Genomic DNA, 21,036 nt, shown 5'->3' on the forward strand with positions numbered 1-21,036 from the left:
CACGACACCCGCAGCAATCAGCAGCAGATTGAGCGACATCGGGTTTTGCCCCATATGGCTGGTTGGGCTGTCCGCAATACCAAACAGATAGATGGCTGCAACGGGTAAAAGCCACAGGGTTTCGATCAGCATGCCGGTTTGTGCTTCGACCGCAATCTTCTTGCGCACCAGACCATAGAAAGCAAAGCTGAACGCCAGTCCCAGCGCGATGATTGGCAGCGATCCAAAGGTCCACAGCTGTACCAGCACGCCGCAGGCGGCTAATAGTACCGCCAGCCACTGCATGCGACGAAAGCGTTCGCCGAGGAAAAGCATTCCCAGCACAATATTCACCAGTGGGTTAATAAAATAGCCGAGGCTGGCTTCCAGCATATGGTGATTATTGACCGCCCAAATGAACAGCAGCCAGTTTCCGCCGATGAGCACCGCCGAGAGCGCCAGCAGGAAGATCTTCTTTGGCGTTTGAAGCAGCGTTTTGACACCCGACCACTGGCGGCTGATGCTCATCAGTACCACCATAAAGAAAAATGACCAGATGACGCGGTGCGTCAGGATCTCATCTGCCGGGACATAGTAAATCAGCTTGAAGTAGGCAGGAGCGATACCCCAAATAAAATAAGCAGCAAGAGCGAGTAACACGCCCTGCCGCGTTTGTTTAGCATCCATCGGGAAAACTCATTGCAGAAATGTAACAGCAGTTTACCTTTTTTTGGCTGCTTACCCCACCATATAAGTGGCGGTTGCGCTGGCAATATAAAGCTGTTCTTCGTTATGCAGTTCCACGCGTGCAACGGCGACTTTATTACCCGCCCGCAGCAGGCTGCTGGTGGCGGTAAAGCGGTTCCCTCTACCAGGGCGCAGGTAATCAACGCGCAAATCGATGGTTCCCATGCGTGACATCCGCTGACGCAGTTCGTCTTCGCTGATCGTTTCATGGCTAGTCAGCGTACTCCCAACGCACACCAGTCCGGCGGCGACGTCCAGCGCCGAGGCGATCACGCCGCCATGCAAAATGCTTTGCGCCCAGTTGCCGACCATCATCGGTTGGTTATTAAAGGCTAATTGAGCAAATTCTTTCTCATAGCGTTCAAGCTCCAGTCCCAGCGCCCGGTTAAACGGCATATGATAGACAAACATTTCACCCACTAACTTCAGCGCTTCCTCAGCAGTAAGTACGGCAGACATACGATCCCTACATCTTAATAGTTAATGAAATGTTGATATTATGCTTATTGTTTGTTGTTTTCTACTTTAGGACGGGATGATTAACGAGGAACTCGCTAAGTATGTATACCCGTCATACTTCAAGTTGCATGTGCGTTGGCAGCGTCTGCTCACCCCAGTCACTTACTTTAGTAAGCTCCTGGGGTGAGCAGACTTGCCGCCTTCCTGCAATTTGAATTATTTAGGGTATAGAATACTTGTCAGAAAATTATACAATTCATCAATATTTTGGTTCAGGAGAACAGTACTGATGCGGGCGATTCTGGGATGGTTACTACCAGCAGTCATGCTGCCGTTGACCGCGTATGCGCAGGAAGCGACAGTGAAAGAGATTCATGATGCACCAGCAGTGAGAGGCAGTATTATCGCCAATATGCTGCAAGAACACGATAATCCTTTCACGCTGTACCCCTATGACACCAACTATCTCATCTACACCAATACCAGCGACATGAACAAAGAGGCGATCAGCAGCTATAGCTGGTCCGAAAATGCGCGCAAAGATGAGGTTAAGTTTCAGCTAAGCCTGGCGTTTCCGCTCTGGCGCGGGATATTAGGCCCGAATTCGGTACTCGGTGGTTCCTATACCCAGAAGTCCTGGTGGCAGCTTTCGAACAGTGAAGAGTCTTCACCGTTTCGCGAAACCAACTACGAACCGCAATTGTTCCTCGGTTTCGCCACCGACTATCGCTTTGCCGGTTGGACGCTTCGTGATGTCGAAATGGGTTATAACCATGACTCCAACGGCCGCTCCGATCCCACTTCACGTAGCTGGAACCGTCTTTATACTCGTCTGATGGCTGAAAATGGTAACTGGCTGGTGGAAGTTAAGCCGTGGTACGTCATCGGCAGCACTGACGATAACCCGGATATCACAAAATATATGGGCTACTATCAGCTCAAACTGGGTTATCACCTCGGTGACGCCGTCTTAAGTGCGAAAGGTCAGTACAACTGGAATACCGGTTACGGCGGCGCTGAGCTGGGTGTCAGTTACCCCATTACGAAGCATGTGCGTCTTTACACCCAGGTTTACAGCGGTTACGGCGAATCGCTGATTGACTATAACTTCAATCAGACCCGTGTTGGTGTGGGCGTGATGCTCAACGATATCTTCTGATAAGTATTGAGAGTATTTTAATCATTGCAGTTTCTCTCTCAGGCGCTGAAAATAGCGCCTGTTTTTATTTCAGGCTAATGGGGTTAATGTGGCGCAGGCGGAAGTGTTGAATCTGGAAATGGGCGCTAAGCAGGTTTTGCAAGAAACCTTTGGCTACCAACAGTTTCGCCCTGGTCAGGAAGAAATCATTGATACCGTGCTCTCCGGTCGCGACTGCCTGGTCGTTATGCCGACCGGTGGCGGTAAATCCCTGTGCTATCAAATTCCCGCATTATTGCTCAACGGGCTCACCGTTGTTGTTTCTCCGCTGATTTCTCTGATGAAAGATCAGGTCGATCAACTGCTGGCCAACGGCGTGGCCGCAGCATGCCTTAACTCCACTCAAAGTCGCGAGCAGCAGCTTGAGGTGATGGCAGGCTGTCGCAGCGGACAGATTCGCCTGTTGTACATTGCGCCTGAGCGCCTGATGCTGGATAACTTCCTTGAAAACCTGGCGCACTGGAACCCGGTGCTGCTGGCGGTAGATGAAGCGCACTGTATTTCGCAATGGGGACATGATTTCCGCCCGGAATACGCGGCGCTGGGCCAGTTACGTCAGCGTTTCCCAACCCTGCCGTTTGTGGCGCTGACCGCGACCGCGGATGAAACCACCCGGCTGGATATTGTGCGTCTGCTGGGACTCAACGACCCGTTAATTCAGATCAGCAGCTTTGACCGCCCGAACATTCGCTACATGTTGATGGAGAAGTTTAAGCCGCTCGATCAGCTGATGCGCTACGTGCAAGAGCAGCGCGGTAAGTCCGGCATTATCTACTGTAACAGTCGCGCTAAAGTAGAAGACACCGCCGCGCGTCTGCAAAGCCGGGGCATCAGTGCCGGGGCTTATCATGCCGGGCTGGAAAATACCGTACGCGCTGACGTGCAGGAGAAATTCCAGCGCGACGACCTGCAAATCGTGGTGGCGACCGTGGCGTTCGGTATGGGGATCAACAAACCCAACGTACGCTTCGTGGTGCATTTTGATATTCCGCGCAACATCGAGTCCTATTACCAGGAAACCGGCCGCGCCGGGCGTGATGGCTTGCCCGCGGAAGCGATGCTGTTTTACGATCCGGCTGATATGGCATGGCTACGCCGTTGCCTCGAAGAGAAACCCGCCGGACAGTTGCTGGATATCGAACGGCATAAGCTCAATGCGATGGGGGCATTTGCCGAGGCGCAAACCTGTCGTCGCCTGGTGCTACTGAATTATTTTGGCGAAGGGCGTCAGGAGCCGTGTGGTAACTGCGATATCTGCCTCGATCCGCCAAAACAGTACGACGGACTTATGGATGCGCGCAAAGCGCTGTCGACGATTTACCGTGTTAACCAACGCTTCGGCATGGGGTACGTCGTGGAAGTGCTGCGCGGAGCGAATAACCAGCGTATTCGCGAACTGGCCCATGACAAACTGCCGGTCTATGGCATTGGTCGCGAGCAAAGCCACGAACACTGGGTGAGCGTTATTCGCCAGCTTATTCACCTGGGCCTGGTGACGCAGAATATTGCTCATCACTCCGCGTTACAGTTAACCGAAGCCGCGCGTCCGGTGCTGCGCGGTGAAGTTCCACTACAGCTTGCCGTGCCGCGTATTGTGGCGCTGAAACCGCGCGCGATGCAGAAATCCTTCGGCGGCAACTATGACCGCAAACTGTTCGCCAAATTGCGTAAGCTGCGTAAAGCCATTGCCGATGAAGAGAACATCCCGCCGTACGTGGTGTTCAACGACGCCACGCTGATTGAAATGGCGGAGCAGATGCCAGTTTCACCGAGTGAAATGCTAAGCGTTAACGGTGTGGGGATGCGTAAACTTGAGCGTTTCGGTAAAGAGTTTATGGCGCTTATTCGCGCACACGTTGATGGTGACGACGAAGAGTAGTCAGCCGGGCAAAAAAGTGCCAGGATGATGACTCACTGAACTATTCCCCCGCGAGTCATTTTTATGTTAACGCTATTTTTCACCGTTGCGTTGGTGCACATCGTTGCGCTGATGAGTCCCGGTCCCGATTTCTTTTTTGTTTCTCAAACTGCGGTTAGTCGTTCGCGCAAAGAAGCGATGATGGGCGTGCTGGGTATTACCTGTGGCGTCATGGTCTGGGCAGGCGTGGCACTGCTCGGCCTGCATCTGATTATCGAAAAAATGGCCTGGCTGCACACCATTATTATGGTAGGTGGGGGGCTGTATCTGTGCTGGATGGGTTATCAGATGCTGCGCGGCGCATTTAAAAAACAGGATGTTGCAGCTCCCACTCCGCAGGTGGAGCTGGCGCAGAGCGGACGCAGCTTTTTGAAAGGTCTGCTGACCAACCTGGCGAACCCTAAAGCCATTATCTATTTTGGCTCCGTCTTCTCATTGTTCGTTGGCGATAACGTGGGAACGGGCGCGCGTTGGGGGATTTTTGCTCTGATTATCGTGGAAACGCTGGCGTGGTTTACCGTAGTTGCCAGCCTGTTTGCGCTGCCGAAAATGCGTCGTGGCTATCAGCGTCTGGCAAAGTGGATTGATGGTTTTGCTGGCGCGCTGTTCGCGGGTTTCGGCATCCACCTGATTATTTCGCGCTAAGTTTGTTACCCGCCTGGGAGCCCCAGGCGGAGTACGGTTTATTGCGCAAGCTTCTGTAATTCATCCTTCGAAAGGCCGGTCATTTCCATAATCGCATCGGTATCCAGACCTCGCTTGAGCATTGCTTTTGCTACATCAGTTAGGGCAATGCGTTTGCCCTCTTCACGTAGTTGATCCGCCATTGTCATCAGTTTGTCTCCATGCTGCGGCACACGCTGTGCCAGCTTATACAGTAATGTCTGAACATCTTGTGTATTCCCTGCTTGCACCATGTAGTTTACCAGCACGGTTATTTGTTGTCCGCTCATCTTCTCCAGCATAAACAGGCGGGTAAGTTTATCCAGCAACTGTGCCATGTCGCGCTGGCGAATATGCTTTTGCACTAATGTCAGCGCCGCCATACTGCGATGCTGCATGATTTCATCATCTGGAATAACCGTCACATCCACCAACGGAAATGGTGTGCTGTAAAGTTGAAGGGCGGTTCCCGAATCCTCAAAGTGATCCAGCCAGTTCATTGAGCCTTGCCATGGGCTTTGCTTGCCATGGTAAAAGAGCACTGGAATCACCAGCGGTAGAGTGTCGTTTCCAGCCTCAAGATGACGCTGCATCGCTGCGATAGCGTAGCGCATCAGGCGAAATGACATATGCTTGTCAGGTGAGCTTTGATGCTCGATGAGCACATGTACATAGCCATGCCCGCTGGTGGTTTCCAGTGAGTAGAGAATATCGCTGAAATAGGGGCGCAGATCGTCCTCCACAAAACTGCCTGATTCCAGACGGAGCGTTTCCAGTTTGCAGATTTTAATTAACGAAGGCGGAAGATGAAGTTCAATAAAGTCCCGCGCGGTTTCCACGCGGGAGAGGAAGGTCTTAAATACTGCGTCATGGGGTGTCGTTGCTTCCGCCATCGTCCATCATCCGTGAGAAGTGAGAGTGGCGGCATTCTGACTCTGGTATTCAACACCTAACAGCGCAGAATAAAAGACTTTTCCTCCTTTGCGGCTAAGTACGGAAAGTCATATTCAGACGCTCATACTGTTAGCATTTCTTTGCGAGTGCCGTTCCATTTGCTAGGCATGCCTTGCCGATGCCAGCAGGGCACCTATCAGCATAAACAGTGAACCGAACACTTTGTTGAGCGCCTTCATTTGCTTTGGCCCTTTAATCCAGCCAGCAATGCGCGTGGCCAGCGTCGCATAACCGATCATCACAATGATATCGACCACAATGGTCGTGACGCCAAGCACCACGTACTGCATCAGTTGTGGTTCCTGCGGCAGGATAAACTGCGGGAACAGGGCGGCAAGAAAAACAATGCTCTTGGGGTTGGTCAGATTCACAAAGACCGCGCGTTTGAACAGGCGGCTGCGCGATTGTGTATTCGCCATGGTGTTCAGATCGATAGCACCCGCCGCGCGCCATTGTTGAATACCCAGCCAAATCAGATAGGCCGCTCCCGCCCACTTCAGCACCTCAAACGCGATCACCGAACGTGAAAATAGCGTTCCCAGCCCCACGCCTACCAAAACGATATGAATGCCCAGCCCGGTCTGTAAACCCGCAATCGACGCGCTGGCACCGCGATAACCATGGCTGATGGCGGTGGTCATAGTGTTGATTGCGCCAGAGCCTGGAGACAAGCTCAAAATAATAGAGGTCAGCAGGTAGGCGAACCACCATTCAAAGGTCATGAGAAACTCCCGGATTGTCTATTTTTATGCCACAATACGCTACTGCCGTTAGGTTGTGTCAGCGACGGCGAAAAAAACGATTTTACTTGGTCAGCGAGGCTGGATACCCGATGTTTCAGCAGCAAAAAGACTGGGAAACAAGAGAAAACGCGTTTGCTGCTTTTTCCATGGGGCCACTGACAGATTTCTGGCGTCAGCGGGAAGAAGCGGAATTTACGGGTGTGGATAATATCCCCGTACATTTTGTGCGTTTTCATGCAGAAAAAAATGATCGCGTCATCGTCGTCTGTCCTGGACGCATAGAAAGCTACGTGAAATACGCTGAACTGGCGTATGACCTGTTTCATTCTGGTTTTGACGTGCTCATTATCGATCACCGTGGTCAGGGGCGTTCCGGGCGAATGCTTTCTGATCCACATCGCGGTCATGTCGATAACTTTAATGACTATGTCGACGATCTAACCGCCTTCTGGCAGCAGGAAGTGCTACCCGGTCCGTGGAGAAAACGCTATATACTGGCGCATTCTATGGGCGGAGCGATTGCCACATTGTTCCTGCAGCGCCACCCGAATCAGTGTGATGCCATCGCGCTTTGCGCGCCAATGTTTGGTATTGTGATGCGCTTTCCCGACTGGATGGTGCGCCACATTCTTGACTGGGCTGAAGGGCATCCGCGCATCCGTGAAGGCTATGCGATGGGAACTGGTCGCTGGCGGGCGCTGCCATTCGGTATGAATGCGCTCACCCATAGTCGACAGCGCTATCGGCGTAACCTACGCTTCTACGCAGATGATCCGCGGTTACGTGTGGGTGGCCCTACCTATCACTGGGTGCGTGAAGGCATTCAGGCGGGCGAACAGGTTCTGGCTGGCGCGGGAGACGACGCGACGCCGACGCTGCTGATTCAGGCCGAAGAAGAGCGTGTAGTGGATAACCGCATGCACGATCGTTTTTGTGAACTCCGCGCTGCAGCAGGCCATCCGGTAGAAGGAGGTCAGCCGCTTGTCATAAAAGGCGCGTACCATGAGATCCTTTTCGAAAAGGACGCAATGCGCTCAGTCGCGCTTAACGCTATTGTTGATTTTTTCAACAGGCATAACTCATCCAGCGGAACTCGCTTTTCCTAGAGGTTTAATTTTCTTATGTATCAGGTTGTTGCGTCTGATTTAGACGGTACGCTGCTTTCTCCCGACCATACTTTGTCCCCTTATGCCAAAGAGACGCTAAAACTACTGACGGCTCGCGGTGTTCACTTCGTGTTTGCCACCGGTCGTCATCATGTTGATGTGGGGCAAATTCGCGATAACCTCGGCATTAAAACCTACATGATCACCTCCAACGGCGCGCGGGTGCATGATTCTGACGGGAATCTGGTGTTTTCCCATAACCTGGATCGCGACATTGCCAGCGACCTGTTTGGTGTAGTGAATGCCAACCCGGATATCGTGACGAATGTTTACCGCGATGATGAGTGGTTCATGAACCGCCACCGCCCGGAAGAAATGCGTTTCTTTAAAGAGGCGGTATTCAATTATTCACTGTTTGAACCTGCGCTGCTGGAGCCGGATGGCGTCAGCAAAGTGTTTTTCACCACCGATTCTCACGAAAGGTTGCTGCCGCTGGAACAGGCGATTAACGCTCGCTGGGGCGATCGCGTCAATGTCAGCTTCTCTACGCTTACCTGTCTGGAAGTCATGGCGGGCGGCGTGTCGAAAGGTCATGCGCTGGAAGCTGTGGCGAAAGCGATGGGCTATAGCCTGAAAGACTGTATCGCTTTTGGCGACGGGATGAACGACGCGGAAATGCTCTCTATGGCGGGCAAAGGCTGCATCATGGGCAATGCCCACCAGCGCCTGAAGGATCTGCATCCGGAGCTGGAAGTCATCGGACTCAACGCCGACGATGCCGTGCCGCACTACCTGCGCGATCTCTTTTTAAAGTGATTGTTCTTTAGTTGACCAGTTGTCAACTAAACTCTCCGCTACAATGGATGTTCCCTGTTCTAAGAGGCATCCATTGTGGCGCTACTCATCATTACCACTATTTTGTGGGCCTTTTCCTTCAGCCTGTTTGGCGAATACCTTGCCGGTCATGTCGATAGCTATTTTGCAGTGCTGGTGCGCGTTGGACTTGCGGCGCTGGTGTTCCTGCCTTTTTTACGCACCCGCGGGCACAGCGTAAAAACGATCGCGCTGTATATGCTGGTGGGGGCCATGCAGCTTGGCATTATGTATATGCTGAGTTTTCACGCCTACCTGTATCTGACGGTTTCAGAGCTACTGCTTTTCACCGTGCTGACGCCGCTCTACATCACGCTGATTTATGACCTGATGAGCGGGCGCCGTTTGCGTTGGAGCTACGCTTTCAGTGCGTTACTGGCGGTGATTGGCGCGGGGATTATTCGTTACGATCAGGTAACCAGCCACTTCTGGACCGGTCTGCTGCTGGTGCAGTTGTCCAATATCAGCTTTGCTATTGGTATGGTGGGCTATAAACGTCTGATGGAAACGCGGCCAATGCCGCAGCACAACGCCTTTGCCTGGTTTTATATGGGCGCCTTTATGGTGGCTGTAGTGGCCTGGTTCATGCTGGGCAATGCGCAGAAAATGCCTGCAACCACGCTACAGTGGGGAATTCTGGTCTTTCTTGGCGTGGCAGCGTCCGGCATTGGTTACTTTATGTGGAACTACGGCGCGACCCAGGTGGATGCGGGCACACTGGGCATCATGAACAATATGCATGTCCCGGCCGGGCTGTTGGTCAACCTGGCCATCTGGCATCAACAGCCTCACTGGCCAAGCTTCATCATTGGCGCGGCTGTGATAGTGGCCTCACTGTGGGTACATCGAAAGTGGGTCGTTCCGCACTCCGCACAAACGGCAGATGATCGCAGGCGTGATTCCGCGCTGAGCGAATAAACGCTTCTGTTACCGGCTGGCGCTGCTCGCCATCACGCACGGCGGCGTACAGTCGGCTCCACAATCCATCGCCCAGGGTTTTGGTCACTACCAGGCCCTGGCGTTCAAAACTCTCCACCACCCAATGCGGTAACGCCGCGATGCCCATTCTGGCTGCAACCATCTGAATCAGCAGCAGGGTATTATCCACGCTCTTCAGCGACGGGCTAACGCCTGCGGGCTGCAGGAAATGTCGCCAGACATCCAGTCGACTCCGTTGCACCGGGTAAATAAGCAGCGTCTCGCTGGCTAAATCTTCCGGCGTGATTTGCGTTTTGCTGGCTAACGGGTGATCCGGCGCCAGTACCAGGCGGACTTCAAAATCGAACATCGGCGAATAGTGCAGTCCGCTGCGCGGCAGAATGTCGGAGGTTAACACCAGATCCAGCTCATCCTGCTGTAGCGCCGGTTGCGGATCGAACGTCACGCCGGATTTAAAGTCCATCTCCACCTGCGGCCAGTTGGCACGAAAATTCTCCAGCGCGGGCGTCAGCCACTGGATACAGCTGTGGCATTCAATCGCGATTCGCAGCCGGGTTTGCTGTGGTTCGTTGCAGGCCTGCAGCGCACGACCAATTTGCGGCAACACCTGATTGGCTAACTGCAGCAGGATTTCTCCCTGCGGCGTAAAGCGCAGAGGCTGGCTTTTACGGACAAAGAGTCGAAAGCCAAGGCGCTGCTCCAGATCGCTGAACTGGTGAGAAAGAGCGGATTGGGTCTGATGCAACGTCGCCGCGGCGGCTGCCAGCGAACCACTACTCCGCAACGCCTGGAGCGTTTTCAGGTGTTTAATCTCGATCATGAAAGTCCTTCACTTCGGCATGAACAAATTGCGCTTGAGGAATATACAGTACTTGCGAAATATAGCGGTGTAAACATCTGGACGGCTAAAACCTGCAAATTAAATAAGAGGCATGTAATGACAATACTTAATCACACCCTCGGTTTCCCTCGCGTTGGCCTGCGTCGCGAGTTGAAGAAAGCGCAAGAAAGCTACTGGGCGGGAAATTCCTCCCGTGAAGAATTGCTGGCCGTTGGCCGCGAGCTGCGTGCCCGCCACTGGGATCAGCAGAAGCAGGCGGGTGTTGACCTGCTGCCGGTAGGTGATTTTGCCTGGTACGATCACGTGCTGACTACCAGCCTGCTGCTCGGCAACGTTCCGGCCCGTCATCAGAATAAAGACGGCTCGGTCGATATCGATACCTTATTCCGCATTGGCCGTGGCCGCGCACCGACCGGTGAGCCAGCGGCGGCAGCAGAAATGACCAAATGGTTTAACACCAACTATCACTACATGGTGCCGGAATTCACCAAGGGTCAGCAGTTCAAACTGACCTGGACGCAACTGCTGGACGAAGTAGACGAAGCGCTGGCACTCGGGCACAAGGTGAAACCTGTGCTGCTGGGGCCGGTAACTTACCTGTGGCTGGGGAAAGTGAAAGGCGAACAGTTTGACCGCCTGAGTCTGTTGAACGACATTCTGCCGGTTTACCAGCAGGTGCTGGCTGAGCTGGCAAAACGGGGTATTGAGTGGGTGCAGATTGATGAACCTGCTCTGGTGCTGGAGCTGCCGCAAGCATGGCTGGATGCCTTTAAACCGGCTTATGACGCCCTGCAGGGCCAGGTGAAGCTGCTACTGACCACCTACTTCGAAGGCGTAACGCCAAACCTGGATACCATTACCGCGCTGCCGGTGCAGGGGCTGCACGTTGACTTCGTGCACGGTAAAGATGATGTCGCCGAGCTGCACAAACGTCTGCCTGCCGACTGGCTGCTGTCAGCGGGTCTGGTCAATGGTCGTAACGTCTGGCGCGCCGACCTCAGCGAAAAATACGCGCAAATTAAAGATATCGTCGGGAAACGTGACCTGTGGGTGGCTTCTTCCTGCTCCCTGCTGCATAGCCCCATCGATCTCAGCGTGGAAACCCGCCTTGATGCAGAGGTGAAGAGCTGGTTTGCCTTCGCCCTGCAAAAATGCGGCGAGCTGGCGCTGTTGCGTGATGCGTTGAACAGCGGTGATACGGCGGCAATTGTCGAGTGGAGCGCACCGATTCAGGCTCGTCGTCACTCTACCCGTGTCCATAACGCCGCAGTGGAAAAACGCCTGGCGGCGATCACCGCTCAGGACAGCCAGCGCGCCAACGCCTATCCGGTTCGTGCCGAGGCGCAGCGTGCCCGCTTTAATCTGCCGGCATGGCCGACCACGACTATCGGCTCATTCCCGCAAACCACCGAAATTCGCGGTCTGCGTCTGGACTTCAAAAAGGGCAACCTGGATGCTGGTAACTATCGCACCGGAATTGCGGAACATATTAAACAGGCGATCGCTGAACAGGAGCGTCTGGGTCTCGACGTGCTGGTACACGGTGAAGCCGAACGTAACGACATGGTGGAATACTTTGGTGAGCATCTGGACGGGTTCGTCTTTACCCAGAACGGTTGGGTGCAGAGCTATGGCTCCCGTTGCGTGAAGCCACCGGTAGTCATTGGCGACGTCAGCCGCCCGGAAGCGATCACCGTGGAGTGGGCGAAGTATGCCCAGTCGCTGACCGACAAACCGGTAAAAGGTATGCTGACCGGTCCGGTGACCATTCTTTGCTGGTCATTCCCGCGTGAAGACGTGACGCGTGAAACCATCGCGAAGCAGATTGCGCTGGCGCTGCGTGATGAAGTTGCGGATCTGGAAGCGGCGGGGATCGGCATCATCCAGATTGATGAGCCGGCACTGCGTGAAGGTTTACCGCTGCGTCGCAGCGACTGGGCGGCGTATCTGGAGTGGGGCGTGGAAGCCTTCCGCATTAACGCGGCAGTGGCGAAGGATGAAACCCAGATCCACACCCACATGTGTTACTGCGAGTTCAACGACATCATGGACTCCATTGCGGCGCTGGACGCGGACGTGATCACTATTGAGACTTCACGTTCTGATATGGAGTTGCTGGAGTCGTTCGAAGAGTTCGACTATCCGAACGAAATCGGGCCGGGCGTTTACGATATTCACTCGCCGAACGTTCCGAGCGTGGAATGGATTGAAGCCCTGTTGAAGAAAGCCGAGCAGCGTATTCCGGCTGAGCGTCTGTGGGTGAACCCGGACTGCGGTCTGAAAACGCGCGGCTGGCCGGAAACCCGTGCTGCGCTGGCAAACATGGTTAAAGCGGCACAGAATCTGCGTCAGGCGTAAAAACAAAACGGAGGCTGATGCCTCCGTTTTGTTTATTGGTTTGCCTGGCGGGAATTATTTCTTCCCACCGTATTGCGCGAACCACTCCAGCATTCTCTGCCAGCCGTCTTTCGCGGACTCTTCGTGATAGCTCGGGCGATAATCGGCGTTAAATGCATGCCCGGCATCGGGATAGACCACGATTTCCGCTTTCGCATTGGCGGCACGCAGCGCCTGACGCATTGTTTCAACGGTATCTTGTGGAATACTGGTATCCTGGCCGCCATACAGTCCCAAAACGGGGGCGTTAAGATCGGTTGCGATATCAACGGGATGTTTGGGGGAGTTCAGCGTTTTATCGCCCACCAGTTTGCCGTACCACGCCACCGCCGCTTTTAACTGCGGATTATGTGCGGCATACAACCAGGTGATGCGTCCACCCCAGCAAAATCCGGTGATCATCAGTTGGTGCGCATCTCCCCCGTTGCGGGAGGCCCAGCTGGCGACGTGGTCCAGATCGGCCAGTACCTGAGAGTCAGGCACTTTGGCGACGAGGCCGCTTAGAAGCGTCGGGATATCGGCAAAGTCATTGGGATCGCCTTCGCGAAAATAGAGTTCGGGTGCGATAGCCAGATATCCTTCCAGCGCCAGTCGACGGCAAACATCACGAATGTGCTCATGAATACCAAAAATCTCCTGCACGACAATGATGACGGGCAGCGGACCATCGGTCTGTTGCGGCCGTGCGTAATACGCAGGCATATCATCGCCTTGTGAAGGTATGGACGTTACACCGGCGATAATCGCGTTATCCGGAGTGTGAACCGTGGTAGACGTCGGTGGAGATACAGCAGGTGCAAAGCCAGATTGTCGTGTTGTCATGGTATTCTCCGTACCCTTAAATATTCAGCCAAAAAGCGCATTGTTAACTATAGACACATGCAACGAACCACATTGCCTTAAACGGGCTATCTTTTGTGCAGGGCTTCCTTACATCGCATCGTTTATGTGATATGTATCACTATTTGATGGTAATTGAATGCAATTGATTTACATCAGAGTGATGACTGTCACGAAAATATGTTCATGCCTTCGGTAAAGTGTGTTTTTGCTTCTTCTGACAAAACCGATTCACAGAGGAGTTTTTATGTCTAAGTCTGATGTTTTTCATCTCGGCCTCACTAAGAGCGATTTACAAGGGGCTACGCTTGCTATCGTCCCTGGCGACCCGGAGCGTGTGGAAAAGATCGCCGCGCTGATGGATAAGCCGGTTAAGCTGGCATCTCATCGCGAGTTCACTACCTGGCGTGCTGAGCTGGATGGTAAAGCCGTGATCGTTTGCTCTACCGGTATCGGCGGCCCGTCAACCTCTATCGCCGTAGAAGAACTGGCACAGCTGGGCATTCGTACCTTCCTGCGTATCGGTACGACTGGCGCTATCCAGCCGCATATCAACGTAGGTGACGTACTGGTCACCACGGCGTCTGTCCGTCTGGACGGCGCAAGCCTGCACTTCGCGCCAATGGAGTTCCCGGCTGTTGCAGACTTCGAGTGCACCACCGCGCTGGTGGAAGCGGCGAAATCTATCGGCGCTACTACCCACGTTGGCGTTACCGCGTCTTCTGATACCTTCTACCCGGGCCAGGAGCGTTACGACACCTTCTCTGGTCGCGTCGTGAGCCGTTTCAAAGGCTCAATGGAAGAGTGGCAGTCTATGGGCGTTATGAACTACGAAATGGAATCTGCCACGCTGCTGACCATGTGTGCAAGCCAGGGTCTGCGTGCCGGTATGGTCGCGGGTGTTATCGTGAACCGTACTCAGCAAGAGATCCCTAATGCGGAAACGATGAAACAAACGGAAAGCCACGCGGTGAAAATCGTGGTAGAAGCCGCACGTCGTTTACTGTAATTCTCCCGTCTATTCAAAAAGGCCGACTCGTTCGGCCTTTTTATTTTGCGTAGTACCTCGCAGGAAATACCTTTTAAACTGGACGTTTATACAGCACAATTCTATTTTGTGCGGGTAAGTCGTTGCTGTAAGGGGGTGTTGTGGATATTCCAATTTTGATGAGTGCCGTGCTGGCATTAGCTGCAGGGCTGCTGGTGGGTTGGCTGGCGACAAAAGCGCACGCCGACAGGATCCGTGCCGATCTCATCGAAGAACGACGAGAACTGGATATCGCGCTAAGCGCCGCCCGGCAACAACTCTCACAGGAAGCCCACTGGCGTGATGAGTGCGAACTGCTGAATAACGAACTCCGCAGCCTGCACAGTATCAATACCTCACTGGAGGCCGATCTCCGGGAAGTCACTACCCGGCTGGAAGCAACGCAACAGCATGCGGAAGATAAAATTCGCCAGATGATCAACAGCGAACAGCGCCTGAGCGAACAGTTTGAGAATCTGGCGAACCGTATTTTCGAGCACAGCAATCGCCGCGTAGATGAGCAAAATCGCCAAAGCCTGAACAGCCTGCTGGCACCGCTTCGCGAACAACTGGACGGTTTTCGCCGCCAGGTTCAGGACAGCTTCGGTAAAGAGGCTCAGGAGCGCCATACCCTGGCGCACGAAATTCGTAATCTCCAGCAACTGAACGCGCAGATGGCACAGGAAGCGGTAAACCTGACGCGGGCATTAAAAGGCGATAACAAAACGCAGGGAAACTGGGGAGAGGTCGTACTCACGCGGGTGCTTGAGGCTTCCGGTCTGCGCGAAGGCTATGAATACGAAACCCAGGTTAGCATCGAGAATGATGTGCGCTCGCGGATGCAACCGGACGTTATTGTCCGATTACCACAGGGCAAAGATGTGGTGATCGACGCGAAAATGACGCTGGTTGCCTATGAACGCTATTTTAACGCTGAAGATGAATTCACCCGTGAGAGTGCGTTGCAGGAGCATATCGCCTCCGTGCGAAACCATATTCGTCTGCTGGGGCGCAAAGATTATCAACAGCTTCCGGGGCTGCGTACGCTTGACTATGTGCTGATGTTTATCCCCGTTGAGCCTGCTTTTTTACTGGCGCTCGACAGGCAGCCCGAACTGATTACCGAAGCGCTTAGAAATAACATTATGCTGGTCAGTCCCACTACGCTGTTGGTGGCATTGCGTACGATTGCCAATCTGTGGCGCTACGAGCATCAGAGCCGCAACGCGCAACAAATTGCCGATCGGGCCAGTAAACTTTATGACAAGATGCGATTGTTTGTGGATGATATGTCGGCAATTGGTCAAAGCCTGGACAAAGCCCAGGATAACTACCGACAGGCGATGAAAAAACTCTCTTCAGGCCGTGGAAATGTCTTATCGCAGGCGGAAGCCTTCCGTGGCTTAGGGGTGGAAATTAAGCGTGAGATTAATCCTGAGCTGGCTGAACAAGCCACTACCCAGGATGAAGAGTACCGTTTGCGCTCGGTCCCTGAGACGCAACAAGATGAGCCTTACCCCGATGATGAAACGGTAAATCAGCAATCAAGCTAGTCCATTTGGGGTAGTTGAACCCGGCAGAAGGGTAGGGCAAATTGGCCCAATCTGTTACACTTCTCGAACATTTTTTGAATGAGCAGGCACTGAGATGGTGGATAATTCACAAGAAACGACGCACTTTGGCTTTCAGACCGTCGCTAAAGAGCAGAAAGCTGACATGGTGGCCCACGTTTTTCATTCTGTGGCCTCTAAATATGACGTTATGAATGACTTAATGTCATTCGGCATTCATCGTTTGTGGAAGCGCTTCACCATTGACTGCAGTGGCGTGCGTCGCGGACAAACCGTTCTCGATTTGGCTGGCGGTACCGGCGATCTGACGGCGAAATTCTCTCGCATGGTAGGCGAAACCGGCAAAGTTGTGCTGGCGGATATCAATGACTCAATGCTCAAAATGGGTCGCGAAAAGCTGCGCAATATTGGTGTGGTGGGTAACGTTGAGTACGTTCAGGCGAATGCGGAAGCACTACCTTTCCCTGACAACACGTTTGACTGCATCACCATCTCTTTCGGTCTGCGCAACGTTACGGATAAAGACAAAGCATTACGCTCTATGTATCGCGTGTTGAAGCCGGGCGGACGTCTACTGGTGCTGGAATTCTCCAAGCCGATTATCGAACCTCTGAGCAAAGCCTACGACGCATACTCTTTCCACGTTCTGCCGCGCATTGGCTCCATGGTAGCAAGCGATGCAGACAGTTATCGCTATCTGGCGGAATCCATCCGCATGCATCCCGATCAGGACACCTTAAAAGCAATGATGCAAGATGCCGGGTTCGAAAGCGTTGATTACTACAACCTGACGGCAGGTGTCGTTGCGCTGCATCGTGGCTACAAGTTCTGACAGGAGATTGGGGATGCCTTTAAAACCCTTAGTGACCGCAGGCGTTGAAAATCTGCTCAACACCTTTCTGTACCGTTCTCCTGCGCTGAAATCGGCCCGAACGCGTTTGCAGAGTAAGGTGCTGCGTTTTGACCTGAAAGGATTTTCGACGTCGCTAGTCCTGGTATTCAGTGAGCGCCAGGTCGATGTGCTGGGGGCATGGGAAGGCGCAGCCGATTGCACCGTGATTACACATGCCAGCGTGTTACCGAAACTACGCGATCGGCAGCAACTCACCACGCTTATTCGCAGCGGCGAACTGGAAGTGCAGGGCGATATTCAGGTGGTGCAGAACTTTGTGGCTCTGGCTGACCTGGCGGAATTCGACCCTGCAGAGCTATTAGCTCCTTATACCGGTGATATCGTCGCGGAAGGTGTTAGCAAAGTCCTGCGCGGTGGCGCGAAGTTCCTGCGTCATGGCATTCAACGTCAGCAACGTTATGTTGCTGAAGCGATCACCGAAGAGTGGCGTATGGCCCCTGGCCTGCTTGAAGTTGCATGGTTTGCGGAAGAAACGGCAGCGGTTGAGCGAGCGGTCGAATCTCTGGCCAGACGGCTGGAAAAACTGGAGGCCAAATGACGCCAGGAGAAGTACGGCGCCTTTATTTCATCATTCGCACTTTTTTAAGCTACGGTCTTGATGAACTCATCCCTAAAATGCGTATTACGCTGCCGCTCCGTCTGTGGCGTTACACATTGTTTTGGATGCCAAACCGACATAAAGATAAGCCGCTGGGTGAAAGGCTGAGACTGGCTTTGCAGGAATTGGGGCCGGTATGGATCAAATTTGGTCAAATGCTCTCCACCCGTCGAGATCTGTTTCCGCCGCACATCGCCGATCAGTTGGCCCTGTTGCAGGATCGGGTTGCTCCATTCGATGGACAACGGGCAAAAGAACAAATTGAAGAAGCAATGGGTGGGCTACCTGTTGAAGCGTGGTTTGATGATTTTGAGATAACACCACTGGCATCTGCGTCTATTGCTCAGGTTCATACCGCGCGACTGAAGTCGAATGGCAAAGAGGTGGTGATCAAAGTTATTCGCCCGGACATACTGCCGGTCATCAAAGCGGATTTAAAACTGATCTACCGCCTGGCTCGTTGGGTTCCTCGTCTGCTGCCAGATGGGCGTCGCCTGCGACCAACAGAAGTCGTCCGTGAATATGAAAAAACGTTGATTGATGAGCTAAATCTGCTGCGCGAATCGGCGAACGCCATTCAGCTACGACGTAATTTTGAAGATAGCCCGATGCTGTACATCCCGGAAGTGTATTCCGACTATTGCAGTCAGAACATGATGGTGATGGAGCGCATTTACGGTATCCCGGTTTCAGATGTCACCACGCTTGAGAAGAACGGCACCAATATGAAACTGTTGGCCGAGCGTGGTGTTCAGGTCTTCTTTACTCAGGTATTCCGCGACAGCTTTTTCCATGCAGATATGCACCCTGGGAACATTTTTGTCAGTTATGAGCACCCTGAAAACCCGAAATACATTGGTATTGATTGTGGGATTGTGGGCTCTTTAAACAAAGAAGATAAGCGTTACCTGGCTGAAAACTTCATTGCGTTCTTTAACCGCGATTACCGCAAAGTTGCTGAACTGCACGTGGATTCTGGATGGGTTCCACCGGATACCAACGTTGAAGAGTTCGAATTCGCCATTCGTACCGTGTGTGAGCCGATCTTCGAAAAGCCGCTAGCAGAGATCTCCTTTGGTCACGTGCTGTTGAATCTGTTCAATACGGCACGTCGATTTAATATGGAAGTCCAGCCTCAACTGGTGCTGTTACAGAAGACGCTGTTGTACGTTGAGGGTGTTGGTCGACAGCTCTATCCTCAGTTGGATCTGTGGAAAACGGCCAAACCTTTCCTTGAATCCTGGATTAAAGATCAGGTCGGTATTCCGGCGCTTGTCAGGGCATTTAAAGAAAAAGCACCGTTCTGGGTCGAAAAAATGCCAGAAATACCTGAACTGGTGTATGACAGTTTGCGCCAGGGCAAATATTTACAGCACAGTGTTGATAAGATTGCGCGCGAGCTTCATGCGAATCACGTACGTCAGGGACAATCCCGTTATTTATTGGGTATTGGCGCAACGTTGCTGTTAAGTGGGACATTCCTGCTGGTAAGCCGCCCTGAGTGGGGGCTTATGCCGGGCTGGTTAATCGCGGGTGGTGTTATCGCCTGGCTGATCGGCTGGCGCAAAATGCGCTGATTTTTTCATCGCCCAAGGCAGGTCGTGTAACGTATACTACGGCCTTATTAATTCATCATCTATGACAGAGGAACATGTATGGGTGGTATCAGTATTTGGCAGTTGTTGATCATTGCCGTCATCGTTGTACTGCTATTTGGCACCAAGAAACTCGGCTCCATCGGTTCCGACCTTGGCGCGTCTATTAAAGGCTTCAAGAAAGCGATGGGTGATGATGAACCTAAGCAGGATAAAACCAGCCAGGACGCTGATTTTACCGCTAAATCCATCACCGATAAGCAGGGTGAAGTGAAGAAAGAAGACGCCAAAAGCCAAGATAAAGAGCAGGTATAATCCGTGTTTGATATCGGTTTTAGCGAACTGTTATTGGTGTTCGTTATCGGCCTCATCGTACTGGGGCCACAACGATTGCCAGTAGCAGTAAAAACGGTCGCGGGCTGGGTCCGTGCGCTGCGCTCTCTTGCAACTACTGTGCAGAATGAACTGACCCAGGAGCTTAAGCTTCAGGAGTTTCAGGACAGCCTGAAGAAAGTAGAGAAAGCGAGCCTGACAAATTTGACGCCGGAGCTGAAAGCATCGATGGATGAGCTGCGTGAAGCGGCTGAGTCGATGAAGCGTTCTTACAGCGTGCACGATCCTGAGAAAGCGAGCGATGAAGCGCACACTATCCATAACCCTGTAGTGAAAGGAAGTGAAGCGCAGCACGAGGGGGTTACCCCTGCTACTGCTGAAGCACAGGCCAGTTCGCCGGAGCAAAAACCGGAATCCACGGGTGCTGACACGCCGGAGTTGAAAGACACTGCTTCCGTTACGTCGATGGACGCGGAAAAGAAACCTGCCGCACCTGCTGTCGAATCCTCACCCTCGTCGAGTGATAAACCGTAAACATGTCTGTAGAAGATACTCAACCGCTCATCACGCATCTTATTGAGCTGCGTAAGCGACTCCTGAACTGCATTATTGCGGTTATGGTGATCTTTCTGGCGTTGGTTTATTTTGCCAACGACATTTACCATATGGTTGCGGCACCGCTGATTAAGCAAATGCCGCAGGGCGCAACGATGATCGCCACCGATGTGGCTTCACCGTTCTTTACCCCGATAAAGCTAACCTTTATGGTGTCGCTGATCCTGTCGGCACCAGTGATCCTGTACCAGGTATGGGCATTTATTGCGCCTGCTTTGTATAAGCATGAACGTCGCCTTGTCGTGCCGCTGCTGGTCTCAAGTTCGCTGTTGTTCTATATCGGGATGGCATTCGCCTATTTTGTCGTCTTCCCGTTGGCGTTTGGCTTCCTTGCCAACACAGCTCCGCAAGGCGTGCAGGTTTCGACAGACATTGCCAGTTATCTCAGCTTTGTCATGGCGCTGTTTATGGCGTTTGGTGTCTCTTTTGAGGTTCCTGTCGCCATTGTATTGTTGTGCTGGATGGGCATTACGACACCTGAGGACCTACGTAAGAAACGTCCTTACGTAGTTGTCGGGGCATTTGTCGTGGGGATGTTACTGACTCCACCAGATGTCTTCTCGCAAACGCTGTTGGCGATACCGATGTACTGCCTGTTCGAAGTGGGTGTTTTCTTCTCTCGTTTTTATGTCGGCAAGCGACGTACGCGAGACGAAGACAACGAGGCTGAGAATGCGAAAGAAGCCGAAGCCACCGAGAAAACCGAAGAGTAAATTCAGCCGCCCGT

Annotated in this window: 21 protein-coding genes; 15 read left to right on the top strand and 6 right to left on the bottom strand. The window is 52.9% G+C overall.

Features of this window, described 5'->3' with window-relative positions; all coding sequences use genetic code 11:
- On the bottom strand, nt 1-666 hold a 666-nt coding region (gene rarD / locus FDX03_RS10300; RefSeq protein WP_249357032.1), incomplete at its 3' end, for an EamA family transporter RarD.
- 51 nt (nt 667-717) lie between these two features.
- Nucleotides 718-1,185 (bottom strand): acyl-CoA thioesterase YigI, encoded by a 468-nt coding sequence (gene yigI / locus FDX03_RS10305; protein WP_137345894.1) that lies wholly within the window; start codon nt 1,183-1,185, stop codon nt 718-720.
- Nucleotides 1,186-1,474: 289 nt separating this feature from the next.
- Between yigI and pldA the strand changes: the two genes are divergently transcribed.
- From pldA to rhtC, 3 genes are all read left to right on the top strand, one after another.
- Complete coding sequence (pldA, locus tag FDX03_RS10310; protein WP_003017916.1) at nt 1,475-2,344, top strand: phospholipase A; 870 nt, start codon at nt 1,475-1,477, stop codon at nt 2,342-2,344.
- Nucleotides 2,345-2,432: 88 nt separating this feature from the next.
- Nucleotides 2,433-4,262 (top strand): ATP-dependent DNA helicase RecQ, encoded by a 1,830-nt coding sequence (gene recQ, locus FDX03_RS10315; protein ID WP_137345895.1) that lies wholly within the window; start codon nt 2,433-2,435, stop codon nt 4,260-4,262.
- 63 nt (nt 4,263-4,325) lie between these two features.
- Entirely contained in the window at nt 4,326-4,946 is a 621-nt protein-coding gene (gene rhtC, locus FDX03_RS10320) for a threonine export protein RhtC (protein WP_003828942.1), read from the top strand.
- A gap of 38 nt (nt 4,947-4,984) precedes the next feature.
- On the opposite strand, the gene FDX03_RS10325 is transcribed toward rhtC, so the two are convergent.
- Nucleotides 4,985-5,857 carry an Rpn family recombination-promoting nuclease/putative transposase gene (locus tag FDX03_RS10325; protein ID WP_061066923.1) on the bottom strand — a complete coding sequence of 291 codons (873 nt, stop codon included), beginning with the start codon at nt 5,855-5,857 and terminating at the stop codon, nt 4,985-4,987.
- A 162-nt stretch (nt 5,858-6,019) separates the two neighbouring features.
- Nucleotides 6,020-6,640: a homoserine/homoserine lactone efflux protein gene (rhtB, locus tag FDX03_RS10330; RefSeq protein WP_003828938.1), complete on the bottom strand. Its 621-nt coding sequence runs from the start codon at nt 6,638-6,640 to the stop codon at nt 6,020-6,022.
- A gap of 110 nt (nt 6,641-6,750) precedes the next feature.
- On the opposite strand from rhtB, the gene pldB reads away from it, so the two are divergent.
- The 3 genes from pldB to FDX03_RS10345 all read left to right on the top strand — a co-directional run bounded on the left by pldB (nt 6,751) and on the right by FDX03_RS10345 (nt 9,558).
- Nucleotides 6,751-7,767: a lysophospholipase L2 gene (gene pldB / locus FDX03_RS10335; RefSeq protein WP_137345896.1), complete on the top strand. Its 1,017-nt coding sequence runs from the start codon at nt 6,751-6,753 to the stop codon at nt 7,765-7,767.
- Between the two features lie 15 nt (nt 7,768-7,782).
- Complete coding sequence (gene yigL / locus FDX03_RS10340) at nt 7,783-8,583, top strand: sugar/pyridoxal phosphate phosphatase YigL (RefSeq protein WP_048214085.1); 801 nt, start codon at nt 7,783-7,785, stop codon at nt 8,581-8,583.
- Nucleotides 8,584-8,658: 75 nt separating this feature from the next.
- Complete coding sequence (locus FDX03_RS10345; protein WP_003017909.1) at nt 8,659-9,558, top strand: carboxylate/amino acid/amine transporter; 900 nt, start codon at nt 8,659-8,661, stop codon at nt 9,556-9,558.
- Here FDX03_RS10345 and metR read toward each other — a convergent pair.
- Nucleotides 9,446-10,399, bottom strand: a complete 954-nt coding sequence (gene metR / locus FDX03_RS10350; RefSeq protein WP_115601234.1) for an HTH-type transcriptional regulator MetR — start codon at nt 10,397-10,399, stop codon at nt 9,446-9,448. The two genes, FDX03_RS10345 and metR, sit on opposite strands and share 113 nt — an antisense overlap.
- Nucleotides 10,400-10,516: 117 nt before the next feature.
- Between metR and metE the strand changes: the two genes are divergently transcribed.
- On the top strand, nt 10,517-12,778 hold the full coding sequence (gene metE / locus FDX03_RS10355; RefSeq protein ID WP_137345897.1) for a 5-methyltetrahydropteroyltriglutamate--homocysteine S-methyltransferase: 2,262 nt from the start codon (nt 10,517-10,519) through the stop codon (nt 12,776-12,778).
- 54 nt (nt 12,779-12,832) lie between these two features.
- On the opposite strand, the gene FDX03_RS10360 is transcribed toward metE, so the two are convergent.
- Nucleotides 12,833-13,639, bottom strand: coding sequence for a dienelactone hydrolase family protein (locus FDX03_RS10360; protein ID WP_048214087.1), 807 nt, complete (start codon nt 13,637-13,639; stop codon nt 12,833-12,835).
- A gap of 265 nt (nt 13,640-13,904) precedes the next feature.
- Between FDX03_RS10360 and udp the strand changes: the two genes are divergently transcribed.
- The 8 genes from udp to tatC all read left to right on the top strand — a co-directional run bounded on the left by udp (nt 13,905) and on the right by tatC (nt 21,022).
- Nucleotides 13,905-14,666, top strand: a complete 762-nt coding sequence (gene udp, locus FDX03_RS10365; protein WP_003017903.1) for a uridine phosphorylase — start codon at nt 13,905-13,907, stop codon at nt 14,664-14,666.
- A gap of 140 nt (nt 14,667-14,806) precedes the next feature.
- The gene (gene rmuC / locus FDX03_RS10370; RefSeq protein WP_061066928.1) at nt 14,807-16,237 is read left to right on the top strand and encodes a DNA recombination protein RmuC; all 1,431 of its coding nucleotides are present in this window, start codon (nt 14,807-14,809) and stop codon (nt 16,235-16,237) included.
- A 94-nt stretch (nt 16,238-16,331) separates the two neighbouring features.
- Nucleotides 16,332-17,087, top strand: a complete 756-nt coding sequence (gene ubiE, locus FDX03_RS10375) for a bifunctional demethylmenaquinone methyltransferase/2-methoxy-6-polyprenyl-1,4-benzoquinol methylase UbiE (RefSeq protein WP_003017897.1) — start codon at nt 16,332-16,334, stop codon at nt 17,085-17,087.
- A gap of 13 nt (nt 17,088-17,100) precedes the next feature.
- Nucleotides 17,101-17,706, top strand: coding sequence for a ubiquinone biosynthesis protein UbiJ (ubiJ, locus tag FDX03_RS10380; RefSeq protein ID WP_137345898.1), 606 nt, complete (start codon nt 17,101-17,103; stop codon nt 17,704-17,706).
- Nucleotides 17,703-19,343 carry a ubiquinone biosynthesis regulatory protein kinase UbiB gene (gene ubiB, locus FDX03_RS10385; RefSeq protein WP_116361205.1) on the top strand — a complete coding sequence of 547 codons (1,641 nt, stop codon included), beginning with the start codon at nt 17,703-17,705 and terminating at the stop codon, nt 19,341-19,343. Before ubiJ ends, ubiB begins: the two co-directional genes overlap by 4 nt.
- Before the next feature lie 78 nt (nt 19,344-19,421).
- On the top strand, nt 19,422-19,676 hold the full coding sequence (gene tatA / locus FDX03_RS10390; protein ID WP_003017888.1) for a Sec-independent protein translocase subunit TatA: 255 nt from the start codon (nt 19,422-19,424) through the stop codon (nt 19,674-19,676).
- Between the two features lie 3 nt (nt 19,677-19,679).
- Nucleotides 19,680-20,228 (top strand): Sec-independent protein translocase protein TatB, encoded by a 549-nt coding sequence (gene tatB, locus FDX03_RS10395; RefSeq protein WP_048214091.1) that lies wholly within the window; start codon nt 19,680-19,682, stop codon nt 20,226-20,228.
- A 2-nt stretch (nt 20,229-20,230) separates the two neighbouring features.
- Entirely contained in the window at nt 20,231-21,022 is a 792-nt protein-coding gene (gene tatC / locus FDX03_RS10400) for a Sec-independent protein translocase subunit TatC (RefSeq protein ID WP_048214092.1), read from the top strand.
- Nucleotides 21,023-21,036: the final 14 nt, after the last annotated feature.

It is taken from the genome of Citrobacter sp. wls827, from assembly GCF_005280875.1.
Classification (GTDB): Bacteria; Pseudomonadota; Gammaproteobacteria; order Enterobacterales; family Enterobacteriaceae; genus Citrobacter; species Citrobacter youngae.